Below are 17,972 nucleotides of genomic sequence, written 5' to 3' on the forward strand. Positions count from 1 at the left end.
ATGAACTGCAAACATTTTCTGCAAGACGTGGACGCGATGGCAGCCGGAGAGCTCTCCGAGCCGGTGGAGCTGGAGATGCGCCGGCATGCCGAGCGCTGTGGAGCCTGTGCACGAGCCCTGTCTTCGGCCGCGCTGATGATGGAGGAGGTGGCCCGGGAACGGGCGCCCGAACCGGACCAGGGTTTCGAGGCGCGAATGCTGGCGGCAGCGAAGCGAGGCGAACAGCCATCAGCGAAACGCTCCTGGGCAATACCCGCCTGGGGAGGTGCCGTAGCGGCGGCACTGGTGGTCGGGATCTTCATCGGTAGCGAGTTTTCTGCACCGCAACAGCAGGCAAGTCCGGTAGCGGACTCCAGCACGACCACCGTTCAGGAAGTTGCAGCTACGGGAGATCAGAAGACCGTCCGGCTCGCGTTCACCTCCACGGAGGCAGTGGACAATGTCACTCTGACCCTGGAACTGCCTCCGAATATGGAGCTGGCGCCCTTTCCCGGTCGTCATCGCGTAAGCTGGAAGGTGAACCTGAAGCCGGGGGATAACCTGCTCGCCCTGCCCCTGAACATTCTGTTCCCGGGTGAAGGCACCCTGGTGGCCCATCTGGATGACGGCCGCAAGCGCAAAACCTTCCGTACCGACATTGGCACGACAATGGAGCCATCTTCATGAGGTCAGCATTATTCTTGCCACGGCTGGTGGCGGCCATGTGCATGGCGCTCGGGCTCGCCGGGATGCCAGCATTGGCAGCCGCGGAAACCGACTTCGAAGTCACCATGAGAATGGTCGAGGACGAGGACGTCCTGGATTCTTCCTTCGTCCAGGAGATGGAGTTGCCTGACTCCGTCAACGAACTGGATGTTTCGGAGATCCAGAGCGACGCCAGAGAGCTGGAGGAGACGCTGGCCTCAGAATCGAGAGAGACCCGGGATGCTCTGGACCTGGAACTCCCCGGAGAAGAGGACCCGACACTGCCTGTGATCGATCTGCCTGGGACGGACCTGACGGACCCGGAACTGCCCATTGGCGACCTCCGCGATAAGGACCTCGACCTGCTGGACACCGGCAACAACCTTGTGGACAAGAGCGAAGACCTGCTGGATAACACAAGCGGCAACTAGTACCTGATTTTCTGCTCCTCCCTGAGGTAAGCTTACCCCTGATGCGCCGGTTTCTGTTCCAGCTTCAAGGGTATTGTGCTTGCTGCTTCGTCCCGTACACCTTTTGCTTGTCACCTGGCTAACCATACTGTCTCCGGTTTCTGCGGCCGATGCCAGCCCGAAAGCGGCTGAACGCTTCCGGGCAGGTATTGCCGCATTCAAGGCCGGAGACCTGGATCAGGCCAGAGTACTCCTGGAATCCGCCGCCAGCCTTGGCATGGAGTCCCGCGCCCTCATCTACAACCTCGGCGTCCTCTACTACAAAACCGGAGATTTCCCCAACGCTGAACACATGTTCCGACAACTGACCGAAACCGGCCAGAGGAGCCTGGCGTTCTACAACCTGGGACTCATCGCTCTCGCCCGCGACGATAAAGCCAGCGCCAGAACGGCCTTTCGGGAGGTAGTCGACACCGGTGATGCCGACAACCTGACCCAACTCGCTGCAGCCCAACTGGACCGCCTGGGCGCGCAGACTCCCCTGCCTCCGTGGCAGGCCCTGGCATCCCTGTCGGCGGGCTATGAGGACAACATCGGTCTGTTTCCCGATGAGGCCGCCACCACAATCGAGGACAGTTTTCTCGAGTCGGTGGCGGCAGTGTCCGGCTACCTCCACCGACAGGGAAAACACGGTTTCAGGTTGCAGGGCCAGGCCTATGCCCGGGAATACGACTCAGAGGATGAGTTCAACTCCCACCTGGCGCGTCTGGATACCAACTGGGAGTATCGACTGGATGACTATCGGCTTTATGCCGGAGTTGGCGGCGACAAACTCTGGTACGGCGGCAAGCCCCGTGAGGAAAGAGCCAGGATCTCGACCGGACTGAGCACATCCGCGTGTGCTATCGCTGCGGAGCGCGCCCAATGCTCGGTGTCGGCCCGCGCGGAGCATGTTTCGGCAACTTCCCGTTACGATGCTTACGACGGCCGGCACTACCGACTGGATGCCCGTTACCGGGCACGGCTCGGCAACTGGGGCGGCGGACTGCGGTATTACCTGGATTACGACGACCGTCGCAACCTGGAAACCGAGTGGGAGTACTTCAGTGTATCGCCCCTGGGCCAAACCCTGGAAATCAGCACCAGCTACTACCCGATCCCGGCACTGGAAGTCGGCGGCGTGTTGGGCTACCGCTACAATTTTTACCGGAACGCCCATCGCCTGAGCGTGCCCGAGGGTACCTGGATTATCAACCGGGTGGATCAGCGTCTGTCATTGGGCGTGAATGCTGACTACCGGATCAACGATACCTTCTCGGTGGTGGCCGGTTGGCGGGGCGTCCGGAATGAAAGCAACATTCCCCGCTACGAATACAAGCGCAGCACGGCCACCCTGGGGGTCACCGTGCTGCTGTGAGCCCTTCGGGACTCAGACTCAGTGGGCCTACTCGATATCCACCAGCACCTCACCGGGCACGACCCGATCGCCCTTGGCGATAAACACGCCCTTGACCGATCCGGCAATGGTCGCCTTCACCTCGGTTTCCATCTTCATCGCTTCGATGATCAGCACTGGGTCGCCGGCCCGCACCTCGTCACCCTCCTTGACCATGACATCCACGATGTTGCCGGGCATGCTGGTGGTGACATGGCCCTCTTTGGTGGCCGTAGCGCGGCCGCCGCTGGAGCGGGCGCCCTCGCCATCCTCACCCAGCGACGCCAGATGGATTTCCTCGGGTACGCCATCCACGGTCATGTAGAAGCGGCGTTCGTTCTCGCCGGAAGGGTTGGCACCGGTTACGTGGATATCGTAGCTCTCGCCATGAACGGTGATCTTGAACTTGCTGGACACACCGCCGGCGGACTGGCCGGTGGGGATGGGTTCCAGCGGCTCAGGCTGCAGAGTGCCGTCGCGACGCTGCTCCAGGTAGGCTTTCGCCTGGTCCGGGAACATGGCGTAAGTGAGCACATCTTCTTCGCTGGTCGCCAGTTCCCCCACCTGTTTGCGCAGTTCGTCCAGCTCCCGTGGAATCAGGTTGGCCGGGCGCTCCTCGATCAGCTCCTCGTTGCCAACGGCGCGCTGCTGGAGGGCCTTGTCGACCACCGCCGGCGCCTTCCCGTACCACCCCTGCAGGTACTTTTTGACTTCGTTGGTGATGGACTCGTAGCGCTTGCCCGCCAGCACATTGATCACCGCCTGGGTACCGACAATCTGGGAAGTCGGGGTTACCAGCGGCGGATAACCCAGGTCCTTGCGCACCCGCGGAATTTCCTCGAACACGTCCTGGATTCGATCCAGCGCACCCTGCTCCTTCAGCTGGTTGGCGAGGTTCGACATCATGCCACCGGGCACCTGGGACAGCAGCACGGAGGTATCGACACCGTTGTAGTCGCTCTCGAACTGGTGATATTTCTTCCGCACCTCCCGGAAGTGGCGGGTGGCCTTGTCCAACAGCTCAAGGTTCAGCCCGGTTTCAAGCCCGGCATCGTGCAGCGCCGCCACCAGTGACTCCGTGGGCGGATGGCTGGTACCGCCGGCAAAGGCCGAAAGCGCGGTATCGATATGGTCAACGCCGGCTTCCATGGCCGCCCACTGGCACATCGGCGCCATGCCCGAGGTGGCGTGGGAATGCAGGAAAACGGGCAGATTCAGGGTCTGCTTCAGCTTGCCCACCAGTTCGGCGGTTACCGCCGGCGTCAGGAGACCGGCCATGTCCTTGATGGCAATGCTGTCCGCACCCATCTCCGCCATGGCTTTGGCCTGCTCAAGGTAAGCATCTGTGCCGTGCACGGGGCTCACGGTATAGCAGATGGTGCCCTGGGCGTGTTTACCGGCTTTCTTCACAGCCTTGATGCTGGTCTCCAGGTTACGCACATCGTTCAGGGCATCGAAAATGCGAAATACGTCCATGCCGTTTTCCACCGCCTTGGCGACAAAGGCCTCCACCACGTCATCGCCGTAATGGCGATAGCCCAGCAGGTTCTGACCACGCAGCAGCATCTGCAGACGGGTGTTGGGCAAAGCCTTGCGCAGGGTGCGTAGCCGCTCCCACGGGTCTTCCTTCAGGAAACGTACGCAGGCGTCGAAGGTAGCACCACCCCAGCATTCCAGGGACCAGTAACCGGCCTGATCCAGCCACTCACAGGCCGGGAGCATGTCTTCGGTGCGCATGCGCGTGGCAATCAGGGACTGGTGGGCATCCCTGAGGATAACGTCGGTAATATGAATCTTGCGCTTGGTCATTTGGATCTCTCCGATGTTCTTTTACAGGCCCGCCTGGGCCGCAATGGCGGCGGCAATGGCTGTGGCGATGGATTCAGGGCGGGTCTTGGTGCTGTACTCGAGCAACTGCGGATTACGCTCGACAAAGCCGGTATTGAAATCAGCGGCCTGGAAATCCGGATGCTCCAGAATCTGCTTGTAGTAGGGAATGGTGGTCTGGACACCGTAGATGCCCATGTCTCCGAGAGCCCGGCGCGACCGGGCAATCAGCTCCGGCCAGCCCATGGCCCAGACAATCAGCTTGGCGCACATGGAGTCGTAGTAGGGTGGGATCTCGTAGCCGGTGTACATGTTGGCGTCTGTGCGAACACCGGGACCGCCGGCGGAGTAATAGCGGCTAATCCGGCCAAAGCTTGGCAGAAAGCCGTTCTTCGGGTCCTCTGCGTTGATACGGAACTGGGCCGCGAAACCGCGATAGCTGATGTCCTCCTGCTTCAAGCCCAGGGGCTCGCCCGCAGCAATACGGATCTGAGCCTTGATGATGTCCACCCCGGTAATTTCTTCGGTGATGGTGTGTTCCACCTGTACCCGGGTGTTCATTTCCATGAAATAGAAACTGCCATCGTGATCCAGCAGGAACTCCACGGTACCGGCATTGACGTAGCCGCATTCCTTTGCGACCCGCTTGGCCAGGTCACCGATGTATTCGCGCTGGCTCTCCTCCAGCTGCGGTGACGGCGCCAGTTCGATCAGCTTCTGGTTGCGGCGCTGGATCGAGCAGTCACGCTCGTACAGATGCACGACGTTGCCATGGGTATCGGCCAGAATCTGCACCTCGATGTGACGGGGCTCAATGATGCACTTCTCGAGAAACACCTCGGCGCTGCCGAAGGCCTTGGTGGCCTCGGAAATCACCCGCTCGTAGTTCTGGCGCAACTCCTTCTCGTTATCGCAGCGGCGGATACCGCGTCCGCCACCTCCGGAGGTGGCCTTGAGCATAACCGGGTAACCGATGTCAGCGGCCTGGGTAACAGCGTCCTCGACATCTTCCAGATTGCCCTCGGAACCGGGGGTCACCGGAACGCCCGCCGCAAGAGCCGTCTGGCGGGCCTGTGTCTTGTCGCCCATGGACGAGATGGCGTGGGCGGAAGGCCCCACGAAAGTAATACCGCGCTGCTCGCAGATGGCTGCGAGTTCAGCGTTCTCCGACAGAAAACCGTAGCCGGGATGCAGCGCATCGCAGCCGGTTTCCACCGCCATGTTCACAATATGATGGGGATTGAGGTATCCCGACAGGGGATCCTTGCTGATCTGATAGGCTTCGTCGGCTTTCTTGACGTGCAGGGAGTACTCGTCAGCCTCAGAATGAATGGCAACTGAGCGAATACCCAGTTCACTACAGGCCCGGGCAATCCTGACCGCAATCTCTCCGCGATTGGCGATCAGCAGCTTCCGTATAGCCATGGAATATCCTCCAGGTGGTGGAAGTCGTTCGTTTTCGAGAGGTCGATGTGAGCGGCAATGACGCCACCCGATGACTGGCCGTCAGGCCAGGGGCGGTGCCTGGGGCAGCACCAGAAGTATCACAAACTCTGGCGCAGGGAATCTGGCGTTACTTGGGGCGTCCTGCATGGGCGTCCTACGGTATGACGAAAGTCGTACGTAGTTTCACGTGATCAAGACCAGTCTTCAATACGGTTTTCTGGGTCCAATGCCTCGATTTTTTCGAACTATTGCCAGAGGGAATCTCGGTTTTTATTTCGAAAGAATTGGAAAAAGACTAGAAAAACCCGGCTCGGGGGAGCGTGAGCCGGGGTAAGAAAATGCAAAGCACCTGAGGCATCATCCACCTCAGAGAGGGGTCTTGGCGATCAGAAGCTCAGCTTCGCCGAAGCCATCACCTGCTCATATTGCTCGCTGCCGGTGGTCGCGATTTCCCCGAAGTCCCAATAGGCATACTCGAGGCCCAGAGTCAGGTTCTTATGAGCGGACCACAACAGGTTGGCGTGGACCGAAGTGGAGCTATCGAAATAGCTGAGGGTGCCTTTCGGAGAGAACTCCAGGTCATCCACGATCTCGGTGTGGGAAAGTACCAGGGAAGAGCGCCAGGCTGGCGACCAGAAATGGCGGTAAGCCGCCGTGGCGCCGTAGGTTTTCAGGGGTTCGACTTCTCCGGCGGCCAGTGCGCCGAGGTCTACGTCGGGATAGGTCAGAAGCCCCATATAACGGCCCAGCGCTCCATAGCTGTACTGCAGACGGAGGTCATCCCGACCAATGGTGGGAATGCGTGCGCTCAGTGATACAGCGCCGGCCACTTTGGTCTCGTCGGCGGCGTCGTCCTCGATGTTGCGCAGGACACCCGCAACGGAATAGAAGCCATAGTTTCCACGGATCTGGTAACGGGCGGTAAGGTCCGGGTAGGACTGGTCATCATAGGAGTTGCCGTAGTAACCATCTTCAGGGTTCTCCAGCGCCATCATCAACTTGCCCCCTGGTGCCGCCATGTTGTAACGAAGCATGGGTTGGGTCACATAGATGAACGCGGCCTGTTTGCCCTGGTTCAGGATTTCCGGCATCGCCGCCAGATCCGTAAAGGTGGTGTAGGTCTGGCCGAAATCCCAGCCATTCCATGACGCGTAGGCCTGGCGCAGGCGTGGCGAATAGCTGTTGGAGACGATTTCGTTGCCGGTTTCACTGAAACCGTCGTTCAGGTCCTGGTTGAAGTCCATCTCGATGTAGGTGGTGAGATTATGGCCAACGACATCCTCGGTTTTGGTGCCGATACTGATCCGGGATTCCCGGGCACTGAAGCCGGTCTTCCAGTCACTGCTGCCGTTCGCGGCCGCTTTGGCAAAGGTCCGCGGCAGGCCGATCGAGTAACTGTTGAGGGAGCCATTGCCACCGGAACCGAAGATGGCATCCGCCTTGATGAAACCGCCGAAGGAAATTGTGGTGTCGCCAATCTTGATGCCATCACCATCTCGCAGCAGGTAGGTGTTGTCCTCCTGCAACTCGGGCGCCGTTGATACCGCGCCGGCGAGCTTTTCTTCAAGTTGCTGCACCCGGACTCGCAGCTCCTGCAACTCGCTGTTGTCCTGGGCGGTTGCGGTCGCTGCGGCCATCAGCATCAGGGGGGCACCGGCCAGGGCGACGGCGCGGGCAAGTGGACGGGTGTTGAAGGGTGTTGTTGTTGTCATCTCTTGACCTCGTATCGGAATCGGTTGATGTCGTTGTTGTTGGTCTTTCCGGTGCCGGCCTATACCAGAAGAATTCAAATCTGATTTCGCAGAGCGATATTTATATGATTTATTATTCCGCTGAGCAGTACCAGCTTCCGAGTGAGACAATATAGACAAGCATCTCTGCATCAACAAGGAGCGAAACTAATTTTTATGAAATTGATCGTCCGCTAGGTGTTTTCGTATTTCACTTATCATTGACACAGCCCCGGAAATTGCAGGATCATTGAGTAATTCTGCTATGCGGTATATATTTTCGCTGTAATGCAAAAGAGGCTATCCCATGAACATGAACTACACGGCCGAGGAACTGGCCTTCCGTGACGAAGTGCGCGCGTTCCTGGATGAGAAGTTACCGGCGGATATCGCCGCCAAGGTGAAAGGTTTCCGGCGGCTGTCCAAAGAGGACCATCAGCGCTGGCAGAAAATCCTGAGCGAACAGGGCTGGTACGCCACTCACTGGCCGGAACAATACGGCGGTGTGAAATGGACTCCGGTTCAGAAGCACATCTGGGATGAAGAATCCTGCCGGTACGGGGTACCTCGCTCCATTCCCTTCGGCGTCAACATGGTCGCGCCGGTGATCATCAAGTTCGGCACCGAAGAGCAGAAACAGACGTACCTGCCACGCATCCTGAGTGGCGAAGACTGGTGGTGTCAGGGTTACTCCGAGCCGGGTGCCGGCTCCGATCTGGCGTCCCTTAAAACCCGAGCCGTGCGCGATGGCGACCATTACATCGTCAATGGCCAGAAAACCTGGACCACACTGGGCCAGCACGCCAACATGATTTTCTGCCTGGTGCGCACCAACACCGAGGTGAAAGCCCAGGAAGGCATTTCCTTCCTGCTGATCGACATGAATACACCGGGCATCACCGTGCGGCCGATCATCACCCTGGACGGCGAGCACGAGGTCAATGAGGTGTTCTTCGAGGACGTGAAAGTGCCGGTGGAAAACCTGGTGGGCGAGGAGGACAAGGGCTGGACCTATGCCAAGTTCCTGCTGACCTATGAGCGGACCGGCCTGGCCGGGATCGGGCTGTCCAAAGCCGCCCTGCAGCACCTGAAGGAGCTGGCATCCCGCCGTCTGAAGAACGGCAAGCCACTGATCGAAGATACCGCCTTCAGCCAGCGTATTGCCCAGGTGGAAATTGACCTGATGGCGGCGGCGATCAGTAACCTTCGCATCATTGCCTCCGTCGAAGGTGGCGGTGTTCCGGGAGCGGAGAGCTCCATGCTCAAGGTGCGTGGCACCGAAATTCGCCAGTCCATCAACGACCTGGCCCGCCGCGCAATCGGCCCCTACGCGATTCCTTTCGTGGAGGAGGAACTGGATCTGGACTACGACGGCGACTACCTCTCAGACGAGAACGCCGCACCGCTGGCCGCCCAGTACTTCAATAACCGCAAGCTGTCGATTTTCGGCGGATCAAACGAGATCCAGAAGAACATCGTGTCGAAAATGATTCTCGGGCTTTAAGGAGGCGACCATGGATTTCCGACTCAACGAAGAGCAGCAGATGCTGCAGGACACCGTGGCCCGCCTGGTACGCGGTGAGTACAGTTTTGAAAAACGCCTGGAGTACAGCGAATCCGAGCTGGGCTTCAGTGAGGATTTCTGGAAACAGCTTGGTGAGCTGGGCCTCACCGCCGTGCCCTTCCCCGAGGAGCTGGGCGGCTTTGGCGGCAGCGGCGTGGAAGTGCAGAGTGTGATGACCGAACTCGGTCGTGGCCTGTGTATCGAACCCTACCTGCAATCGGTCGTCCTGGGCGGCGGGCTGATCGCCCAGGCCGGTAATGACCAGCATAAAGAGCAGTGGCTCGGCGGCATTGCCAGCGGTGAAACCCGGGCGGCTGTGGGTTTGCAGGAGCCCCAGAGCTTCTACGATCTGAACGATGTGGAAACCCGCGCCGAAAAATCCGGTGACAACTATGTCCTGAACGGCCGCAAGGCCGTGGTTATCGGCGGTCACTGCGCTGATGTACTGGTGGTCTCGGCCCGCACATCCGGTGACAGCCGGGATGCCGACGGCATCAGCCTGTTCCTCGTACCCGCCGATGCCGAAGGGCTCGAGCGTCGCACCTACCCGACCATCGATGGTGCCAAGGGCTGCGACCTGTTCCTGAACAACGTCACCGTTGGCGCGGATGCACTGCTGGGCGAGGAAGGCCAGGGGGCCGGAGTTATCGAGTACCAGGCCGGTCGCGCGATCGCTGCCCTGTGCGGCGAAGCTGTAGGCGTGATGGAAGTGGCCTGTGATCTGACCCTGGAGTACCTGAAGCAGCGCAAGCAGTTCGGTGTGCCCATTGGCCGGTTCCAGGTTCTGCAGCACCGCATGGTGGACATGATGTCGGAACTGGAGCAGGCCCGTTCCATGGCCATCCTGGCGGCCAGCGTGGCCGATGAACCTCAGAGCGACGAGCGGCGCCGGATTCTGGCCGCAGCCAAGAACGTGATCGGCCGCAGTGGCCAGTTCATTTCCGAGCAGGGCATCCAGTCCCACGGTGGTATCGGCATGACCTGGGAATACAACTTCGCCCATTACGCCAAACGCCTGATCATGATCAACCACCAGCTCGGCGATGACGATTTCCATCTGGAGCGTTACGCCACCCTGTTACAGGCCAGCTAACCCCCTTCTTAAGTGAGCCTGGGGCCTCTTGCCAGTCAGAGGCCTTTTCGGGGGTGGCCCAACAGCCATCCCCTTTTTTGTTTCCGGGCAGCGGCCGGCGTGTCTGCTGTCCTCTTGCAGAGGTGATAACCATGACAACAGACACCGCACCCCAGGACCCCGCAGACCTGAAAAAAGCCGAATGGAAGGTGAGAACCGAACTGGCGGCCGCCTACCGGCTGGTTGCCCTGTTTGGCTGGGATGACCTGGTCTTTACCCACCTGTCGGCTAGGGTACCCGGCCCGGAACACCACTTCCTGATCAACCCCTACGGCCTGCTATTCCATGAAATCACTGCCTCCTCACTGGTGAAAGTCGATCAGAATGGCGAGGTGGTGGAGTCCGGCAGTATCAGCCGAGTCAATCCGGCCGGGTTCACCATTCACAGCGCCGTCCATATGGGGCGGGAGGATGCGGGGGCCGTCATGCACCTGCACGCCGCCGATGGCGTCGCCGTCTCGGCCCACCGGGACGGACTGCTGCCGTTGAGCCAGACCGCCATGCTGTGCCTGGAGCACCTGAGCTATCACGAATACGAGGGCGTTGCCCTGAACCTGGATGAACGGGAGCGCCTGATCCGGGACCTGGGCGACAAATCGATGATGCTCCTGCGCAACCACGGCGTACTGACCGCCGGCAAGGATGTGCCCGAGACCTTCACCTACCTGTATTTCCTGATGAAGGCCTGCGAGATCCAGGTCAAGGCCCAAAGCTGCGGCCCGGTCCATATGCCCTCGGACCAGGCAATCCGGACGACCGCAGATCAGTCCCAGTCCCTGGGTATGGCTGCCAAGCTGACCTGGCCGGCTCTGGTGCGCCTGCTGGACAGCAAGAATCCCGGCTACGGCGTGTGATTCCTTCGCCAACCGACTGTCAGGAGAATCCCATGGTTTCAATCGCGATCAACGACCTGGAGAACTACAAGGGTGTGGTCATCGGCCATAGCCCCTGGACCACCATCAGCCAGGACATGATCAACGCGTTTGCTGATGCCACCGGCGATCACCAGTGGATCCACGTGGATGTCGAGCGGGCGAAGCGTGAGTCACCCTGGAAAAGCCCGGTGGCTCACGGCTACCTCACCGCCTCCCTGATCCCCATGCTCAACAGTCAGGCGCTGAAGGTCACCGGCACTGCCGCCACGATCAACTATGGCCTGGACAAGCTGCGCTTCCCGGCGGCGGTAAAGGCGGGAGCGGAAATCCGCAGCAAGGTGGAGCTGAAGGACCTGACGCGGGTTGACGACAGACGAGTGCTGGCGACCTACCGCACCACCATCGAAATCCGCGGCGAGGGCAAGCCCGCCTGCGTGGCGGATAACCTGGCTATGTACGTCCTGGAACCCCGGAAACAGTAAAAGGAACAGCTAATCCGGGGTCACAGTTCCCCGGGGCCAGAAATTCGGACCAAGCCTGATGTAAAAACGGGGTCAGAAGAAAGCGTTCTTCTGACCCCATGTCTGGACCAATCAAGCGCCGTTAGATTCAGCTGGCCAAAGAGGCCTCGTACTCCCGAATCATTGAGTACAGCTCGTCTTTCAGATGCAGGCGCTGCTTCTTCTTGTCCTCCAGGTATTCATCGGAGGTGTTCTCAGAACCGCTCTCGATGCGATGAATCTCATGATCCAGTTCGTGATACTCATCGAACAGCTTCGCGAAATGCGTGCTGCCGGTTTTCAGCATGTGGATCGCGTCGCGGGACTCAGGCAGCTCGTGGATCAGATCGTGTTTTTCAAGGGACATGGTTGGCTCCTGCCAGGGTGAAAGAGGTTCTTTTATCCAGTCTATGAAACCATGGTCAGTGCCATCTTGATGCCGGTCAACATCACTGTGGCGAAGCCGCTTCCGGCTCATCCCGCCGAACCCGCAGAAAGCTGGCAAAGCGGGGCAAGCCGGTTGCTGTGTAGCCGTGGTGTTTGAAGGTGATCTGCTGCCCCGGTTGCGGCGGGTTGGCCCGCTCCTCGTCCGAAAATCCGGAACCGATACGGAACCTGCGACCATCCGGCAATTCCACCAGCAGCGATCCCAGCAACCCCTCGTATTTGCCCTGCCCTTCGATGTGCTCCACGACCACCGCCTCGGCATCCTGGAAAGTTTTCACTTTCAGCAGGTCATCCGACCGCCCTGCGAGATAGAGGCAAGCCTTGCGTTTGAGCATCAGCCCTTCGCCGCCGGCCGCCACGACTCGGTTCAACTCCACGACCAGGGCCTCGTGACTGGAAATCGGCGTCTGCTCCACCAGCCTGAGATAATCTGACTCAGAGGCCCGGACCAGTCGCTCCAGTTTTTCGTAGCGCTCAAAGAAAGGAGTATCTGTCACAGGGATATCAAACACATGGAAGGCTATCTTTCGCCAGTTCGCCTCGTCCGGCCTGGCGGTGCGCACAATGCCCGAGAGCTCGGCAAACCGTCCCCGCCCCAGCCACAACTCACCGTCGAGCGGATGCGTCGGAAAATCCCCGGTGAACCAACGCGGGGCTTTATACACGTGCCCTCCCCGGGACCACAACTTTTCCCCATCCCAATAGGCCCGAACACCATCAAGCTTTTCACTGACCCAGTAGTCGGCGAGATTTACGCCCTTCTGGTAGACATTCGCCAGTGGCAGGGGGCGAGGTTCCGGATAGGCGTGATCGGCAACAAACACCAGAAGCAGTAACAGGGCCGCGATGCACCTCACACCATGGCTCCGGCGTTCAGATTCGGAACACTGTCCTGCATCCGGTCCCGCAACTGATTCCACGGAAACTCCCGGATGGCATTGAGATGGGCGGGATACCCTTCCTTCTCCCACCACTCAAGGTCCAGCGTGGCCCAGTAGTCTGCCGGGCGGCCACGATTGCCGGCGGCGTCGTGCTCTGCAGTGGTGGGATCCAGGTGCCGATAGGGTTCCAGAGCCGGAATATCAGGCAGCGGCTGGCTCACATCCATATAACGTTGCAGCTCGTCCCAGTGGGCATAGAGTTCATGCTTGAGGGTGGAGTGCACAGACGCCACTGCGGTCTGCCACCCGGTGTACCTGTGTCGCAACTGGAGCTTGCAGCTGGTGGGGCCTTTGGGGTTCACATGAAAGGAAATGTAGGGATCAAACTCGATAAACGGCGCCTCGAAAGTTTCCTCGCGCCAGGTACGGAATTTCACCATCCCGGTCGGGCGAAAGAAACCGCAGCCCAGGTCCTTGACGATAAAGTCGGGGTGGCGTTCGAGGAACCAGATGAAGGGATAGCGAAAGAAGAGGTGTAGACACACAATGGCTATTATCGGAGACGTGGCGTGGATGAACGCAGCCACAATGCCGGCCTGAATCGCCGCAGCTAAAAAAGTGACAATGGCACAGAACATCCAGAACCCGAACATGTAGTAATCAGCGAAACCGCCAGCGAACATCAATAAAAGCTGCCACCGGGTTTTGATGAAGTCCGTTGGCATGGCTTGATGCGTCCACTTTGGGCCTGCCAGGCGCGTTGCTCCGTTACCCTTTGCTCTTTTCTGGTAAATCCCGACTGAGCTGGGCTTGAGATTAATATCCAGTCCAGCGTAATGCCCCCAAGGCAGACGCTCTATGAAATCTCCGCCCTCCAATGCCTTGGCAAAACCGCCAGGATCTTCAAGTGGCTGTTGTAACGGGATGGCATCGGCTCGGAAGGCATTATCGTTATACTCATCCACTCGCTCCGCCAAACTACTTTTGCCACTCGACATCCAGGTCCTCCATGGTGTGGGTCACTCTCCGGGTTGTGTATTTCTGTGTTTCTCGATGCCAGACATCCAGGGTAAAGGTGAGCGACAATCGCTCGACGCGGTAGCGAGTAGTTAGCCGCTCATAACGTCCTCTGGGTCTCAAATCCGACAACTGAGTGCCAGCTATCAGGAAATCGATAGCCTGACGATCAGCGTCGTAACGCTCTTCAATGCCCCGACCGATTAGACCAGAACGGGTGGCCAGGGTCTCGGTTTGCCAGCCACCAGCCGGATTCGGGCCAAGGATGCGATACAGTTTCTGTTCAAAGACGATATCCAGCTCAATGTCGGCGGGCTCACCGGTTATCGTCAGGGCGGGACTGGCAAAGGTCAGAACACTCTGTGCATGCCCCTCCCATGCGTTTAGCCTATGAGCATTCAGCCATTCGGACATTCTCTCGTTTTCAATACGTCGAAACGCCACGGGAGTCATTGCCTTGACCAGTTCGATATAGGCAACTCTCTCATTCTCAAACGCGTCATCCCTTTCCTTCAGGTCGCCCGAAAAGGGGCCGGCCCTGAGCCATTGACTGACAGCATCATCTTTGAGGCGATAGTAGGCGGCCTCTCCCAAGACATAGGCCGCAAACCCCAATGCCGTAACATAACCGGATGCTACCGTGCCTCCCCAGCTCGCAGCCGCGGGTATCAACCGCCCCAATGCTGCTTGAACAGCCTTAACCGATGACCTTTCAACAGCTCTGCGACCTGCAGGAGTTAAAATTCGCGCTGCTATAATATCCGCGCTGGTCGTCGTGGCCACACCAGACGCCTGGATTACCTGAGCCGCTCCGGTTCCCCAGCGCTGATGCAGAAATGAAGTCACGGCGTCACTAAGGATCAGTGCTGTGGTGAACATACCGGCCAGCCAACCGCCGGCTTCGACGTGATTACGCACAACTGAATTGGCCAAACGGTCGTTCGTACCAAATTGCTCTGCAAGATTGGAAAACCATCTCGCTTCCGTTTTCCATTTCGAGACTTCGAGTGCAAGTCTCCGGGGTTGGTTTGGGACCAAAGCAATAAGTTGCGCAGCACTCACTCCCAGATCTGAAGCAGCACTGAGAAAGCCCATTACATTCCGGGAATTCGGAGCATTCAGTGAGGCAAACGCCACCCCCAAATTCCACAAATCAAAAACCACCAGAATCCCCGGCAACCCCACCGGGCTGGTGGTACTCTGATGCAGCCAGTGCCGTACCCTTTGGTCCTTGACGGTACCATCAAAAGCGTCAGCCTCCGCCAGCCTGAGGGACGCTCCCACCGCCGCCCCGGAAGTCAGGGTCTGACCACTTTCATCCACAACCTCGAGCACCACGAACGCACGACCTTCTTCCGTGCCTTCCAGCTGGACCCGGGTGCGGCCTGGAATCGCCGCCTGGGCAAAACCCTCAAAAGCCCCCTGGATCCGGCTGACTTCCGCACTGAATGTGGCGCCTTTCCGCTGGAGTTCTTGCTGGATCGTCCCCAGCCACCATTGGGCTACGCCGCCAGCTATACCTGAAAAAGCACTGCTCGCAGATCTTGTCGCAGCGAGGACCGTGGCGGTATCAGGCCCTCGGGTCTCTGATTGGTGATCAGCCAGTTCCCGGACAACGTTGCCCTCCAGCACGCGCAGGCTCTGGCTTCGGTCCTCCAGGGCAGCAACCATGGCCCGGAGGGTTTCAGCGGTGGCATCGCCAATCCGGCATTCCTGCCGATTGTTGTTGAATGGCAGCAACATTGCCCCCACCGGGTGCTCACCCCGGGCGATGCGGAGCGCCAGCATTTCAGCACTCTGCTCCGCCTCCTCGTCAACTTCCTGGGGCAACAGTAGGGGATCAATGCGACCCGCGGGCAACGACAGCACCTGAAGGATAGACACCGTCTGGTAGAAACCGGCGACAGCATTGCCAGACTCAAGGGCAAACAGGTCACGGAGCACCGCGGTCAAGCTCTCTGGTTGCGTATTCTCCAGCATGCGGACAATCGCCGCCTGTGCCTCTTTCACAAACTCGCGTATCGCCCTTCGTTCAACGTCATACATGGTTCGGCAGAGACGGCCCTCATCGCTGTCATCCAGCCGGTTGTCGAACCAGCCACCGTCGATGTACAGCGGATTGTCTCTGCCGTCGGGAAGCACACTGCGCCGGAAGTTGTTATGGAACAGCTCCGCCGTGATACCGAAAGGCCGTTCCTTGATGTTATCCACCAGGGCCAGCAACAACGCGAGGGAGGCATTGACCTGCCCCACTAGATGCCGGGCAGACTGAAGAGGATCACGGAGGTGTAGAGTGAGCAGATGGCGATTCCGGAGTGATTCGAACCCATCGGTCCCTTCGGTAATGTCCGGGAGCCTGGCGCCGCGGAGATGGGTGTGACGCCAACCCGGAAACAGGGATGGTGTCTCAATAAAATAATCAGCGTCGACGCTCGCGTCGTCTGACTCAATGGCCTCACGTTGTAGCACCAGTGCCTGCTGAGCCGCACGTGCTTCCTTGCCCTCAACATCACGCAACCAGTGTCCGGGGCAGGTGTGATCGCGTTCGATTGCTTGCTCTCTTGAGCGCATCGGAGGCATGTCATCCAACCGGCACCAGTCGCTTCCGGGATGCCCCCGATGCCGCTCCAGGAATGCCCGAACCGCTCGGGCGTCACGGCATCGCTGATTACAAAGTGACTGATCCTTCTCCAGGGCCTGGACATAATCCCAGGACCATTGCGTCTCGCTGAACGCCAGCTGCACCTCATCCCAGACATCACACCCGAGAAGTCGAGCGGGCACATGGATCACGTCGATTTCCGGCCCGACAGGTGCACGGTCGTTCGCTCGATCCGGAGTACTCGCCCGGACTGAAGCGAGATCGGTGTCACGCATGACCGGCGCTCGATCCTCTAGGGTCATGACGGACACTTCACGCCACAGCCGGCCACGGAAAAAGACATAGATCCAGCCGGTGCGCATGGGCGCCGGGATAGCTTCATCAAAGCCGCTAACCGGACGATTCCGGGTCAGCTCGCCGGCATCACAGAACAGCGTCGGATGTACGGCAACCATCAGGTTGTCCTGGTATTCCCGTTGATGCGGTTTCAGAGCCTGCGGGCCAATTTCCTCACTCTCGATTACCGGAATCACGACCTTTTTGCTGTCACCCTGGAGTTCCAGCACAAGTGACCGCTTTTTGGATGCTTCCAGATGACCAGCCAGGATGGGGCCCATTCGGCCGCGCCGGTCCGTGCACGGCTCCATGAGAATCACGTCTTCATGATCGCCGTTCCGCTCATGGAGGCAGTAGTGATGGCCTGCGAGAGACTGCTCTCCGGTCAGTTCCAGCCAGAAGGTACTGGACGGTGAACAGGGTGGTGCCTTGATGGCTGACATTGTTGAAGTTCCTTTTCTTAAGGCCCGCACATCCTGCGCGGGCCGATCCTGACAATTAGCGGGAAAACCCGCGCACCGAGGCCAAGAGCCGTTCAAAGGCGGCATCCTGCTCATAATTCAGGCCACGGAAGTCTTCCTTGATACCGACCGTACTCGACCAATCAACCTCGCCTCCGTGATCAATACTCCACATCAGCAGATCCCCTTTTCCAATCAGGCTGACGACCGCTTCAGGCCGGCACGCGGCCATCATCTCAAGAAAACGGCTGTCATAGGGGCGCAGGAAACACGGCCCGTAATGCTCCAGCTGAACCATCAGACTTTGCCGGAAGCCGGCCAGCGCCTCATCCGGTTCCCGCCCGGACACGAGCACCAGTACTGCTTCATCCGCCGCCCATCCGGTGGCGGCGTGCTGACAGAGCAAGCTGTCGGGAGTGGTCGCCACCACAATGGGACCGGCGTCTCTGTCCTGCTCAAATGGCGTTTGATCAAACAGCCAGCACCAATCCGGATCATCGTCCAGGGTGTAAATCTGCCGGAGCACCTCCCCCTCTTCATACCTCGCGGCATCAATGATCAACAGGCAACCTTGGTCCCGGGCAGTCCGGTGACGATCAAGCATTTGTTGGAAACCCGGCAGCAT

Annotated in this window: 15 protein-coding genes; 7 read left to right on the forward strand and 8 right to left on the reverse strand. The window is 59.2% G+C overall.

The window, feature by feature from the left end; translation table 11 throughout:
• From DET50_RS05525 to DET50_RS05535, 3 genes are all read left to right on the forward strand, one after another.
• A complete protein-coding gene (locus DET50_RS05525) occupies nt 1-666 on the forward strand; it encodes an anti-sigma factor family protein (protein ID WP_113861879.1) in 666 nt (221 codons plus the stop codon).
• A complete protein-coding gene (locus DET50_RS05530; RefSeq protein WP_147252194.1) occupies nt 663-1,115 on the forward strand; it encodes a hypothetical protein in 453 nt (150 codons plus the stop codon). The genes DET50_RS05525 and DET50_RS05530 overlap by 4 nt, the downstream gene beginning before the upstream one ends.
• 79 nt (nt 1,116-1,194) lie before the next feature.
• Complete coding sequence (locus DET50_RS05535) at nt 1,195-2,511, forward strand: tetratricopeptide repeat protein (protein WP_147252195.1); 1,317 nt, start codon at nt 1,195-1,197, stop codon at nt 2,509-2,511.
• A 27-nt stretch (nt 2,512-2,538) separates the two neighbouring features.
• Here DET50_RS05535 and oadA read toward each other — a convergent pair whose 3' ends face one another.
• The 3 genes from oadA to DET50_RS05550 all read right to left on the reverse strand — a co-directional run bounded on the left by oadA (nt 2,539) and on the right by DET50_RS05550 (nt 7,514).
• Nucleotides 2,539-4,338, reverse strand: coding sequence for a sodium-extruding oxaloacetate decarboxylase subunit alpha (gene oadA, locus DET50_RS05540; RefSeq protein ID WP_113861882.1), 1,800 nt, complete (start codon nt 4,336-4,338; stop codon nt 2,539-2,541).
• Nucleotides 4,339-4,359: 21 nt separating this feature from the next.
• Nucleotides 4,360-5,781, reverse strand: coding sequence for an acetyl-CoA carboxylase biotin carboxylase subunit (locus DET50_RS05545; protein WP_113861883.1), 1,422 nt, complete (start codon nt 5,779-5,781; stop codon nt 4,360-4,362).
• 407 nt (nt 5,782-6,188) lie between these two features.
• Complete coding sequence (locus tag DET50_RS05550) at nt 6,189-7,514, reverse strand: DcaP family trimeric outer membrane transporter (protein WP_220150127.1); 1,326 nt, start codon at nt 7,512-7,514, stop codon at nt 6,189-6,191.
• A 325-nt stretch (nt 7,515-7,839) separates the two neighbouring features.
• Here DET50_RS05550 and DET50_RS05555 point away from each other — a divergent pair, with 325 nt between their 5' ends.
• The 4 genes from DET50_RS05555 (at nt 7,840) to DET50_RS05570 (ending at nt 11,585) form a co-directional block, all read left to right on the forward strand.
• Nucleotides 7,840-9,036, forward strand: coding sequence for an acyl-CoA dehydrogenase family protein (locus tag DET50_RS05555; RefSeq protein ID WP_113861884.1), 1,197 nt, complete (start codon nt 7,840-7,842; stop codon nt 9,034-9,036).
• A 10-nt stretch (nt 9,037-9,046) separates the two neighbouring features.
• Nucleotides 9,047-10,189 carry an acyl-CoA dehydrogenase family protein gene (locus tag DET50_RS05560; protein ID WP_113861885.1) on the forward strand — a complete coding sequence of 381 codons (1,143 nt, stop codon included), beginning with the start codon at nt 9,047-9,049 and terminating at the stop codon, nt 10,187-10,189.
• A 131-nt stretch (nt 10,190-10,320) separates the two neighbouring features.
• Nucleotides 10,321-11,082, forward strand: a complete 762-nt coding sequence (locus DET50_RS05565; RefSeq protein ID WP_113861886.1) for a class II aldolase/adducin family protein — start codon at nt 10,321-10,323, stop codon at nt 11,080-11,082.
• Between the two features lie 32 nt (nt 11,083-11,114).
• On the forward strand, nt 11,115-11,585 hold the full coding sequence (locus DET50_RS05570) for a MaoC family dehydratase (RefSeq protein WP_113861887.1): 471 nt from the start codon (nt 11,115-11,117) through the stop codon (nt 11,583-11,585).
• Nucleotides 11,586-11,712: 127 nt separating this feature from the next.
• Here DET50_RS05570 and DET50_RS05575 read toward each other — a convergent pair whose 3' ends face one another.
• The 5 genes from DET50_RS05575 to DET50_RS05595 all read right to left on the reverse strand — a co-directional run bounded on the left by DET50_RS05575 (nt 11,713) and on the right by DET50_RS05595 (nt 17,951).
• On the reverse strand, nt 11,713-11,970 hold the full coding sequence (locus DET50_RS05575; protein WP_113861888.1) for an HP1242/YdcH family protein: 258 nt from the start codon (nt 11,968-11,970) through the stop codon (nt 11,713-11,715).
• Nucleotides 11,971-12,052: 82 nt separating this feature from the next.
• Nucleotides 12,053-12,907, reverse strand: a complete 855-nt coding sequence (locus DET50_RS05580; protein ID WP_113861889.1) for a DNA ligase — start codon at nt 12,905-12,907, stop codon at nt 12,053-12,055.
• Complete coding sequence (locus DET50_RS05585) at nt 12,904-13,656, reverse strand: hypothetical protein (protein ID WP_147252196.1); 753 nt, start codon at nt 13,654-13,656, stop codon at nt 12,904-12,906. The genes DET50_RS05580 and DET50_RS05585 overlap by 4 nt, the downstream gene beginning before the upstream one ends.
• Nucleotides 13,657-13,909: 253 nt before the next feature.
• Nucleotides 13,910-17,329 carry a hypothetical protein gene (locus tag DET50_RS05590; RefSeq protein WP_113861891.1) on the reverse strand — a complete coding sequence of 1,140 codons (3,420 nt, stop codon included), beginning with the start codon at nt 17,327-17,329 and terminating at the stop codon, nt 13,910-13,912.
• 55 nt (nt 17,330-17,384) lie between these two features.
• Nucleotides 17,385-17,951 (reverse strand): DUF4123 domain-containing protein, encoded by a 567-nt coding sequence (locus DET50_RS05595; protein ID WP_181799935.1) that lies wholly within the window; start codon nt 17,949-17,951, stop codon nt 17,385-17,387.
• Nucleotides 17,952-17,972 lie beyond the last annotated feature (21 nt).

Origin of the sequence: Marinobacter pelagius (genome assembly GCF_003315345.1) — a bacterium.
Lineage (GTDB): Bacteria > Pseudomonadota > Gammaproteobacteria > Pseudomonadales > Oleiphilaceae > Marinobacter > Marinobacter pelagius_A.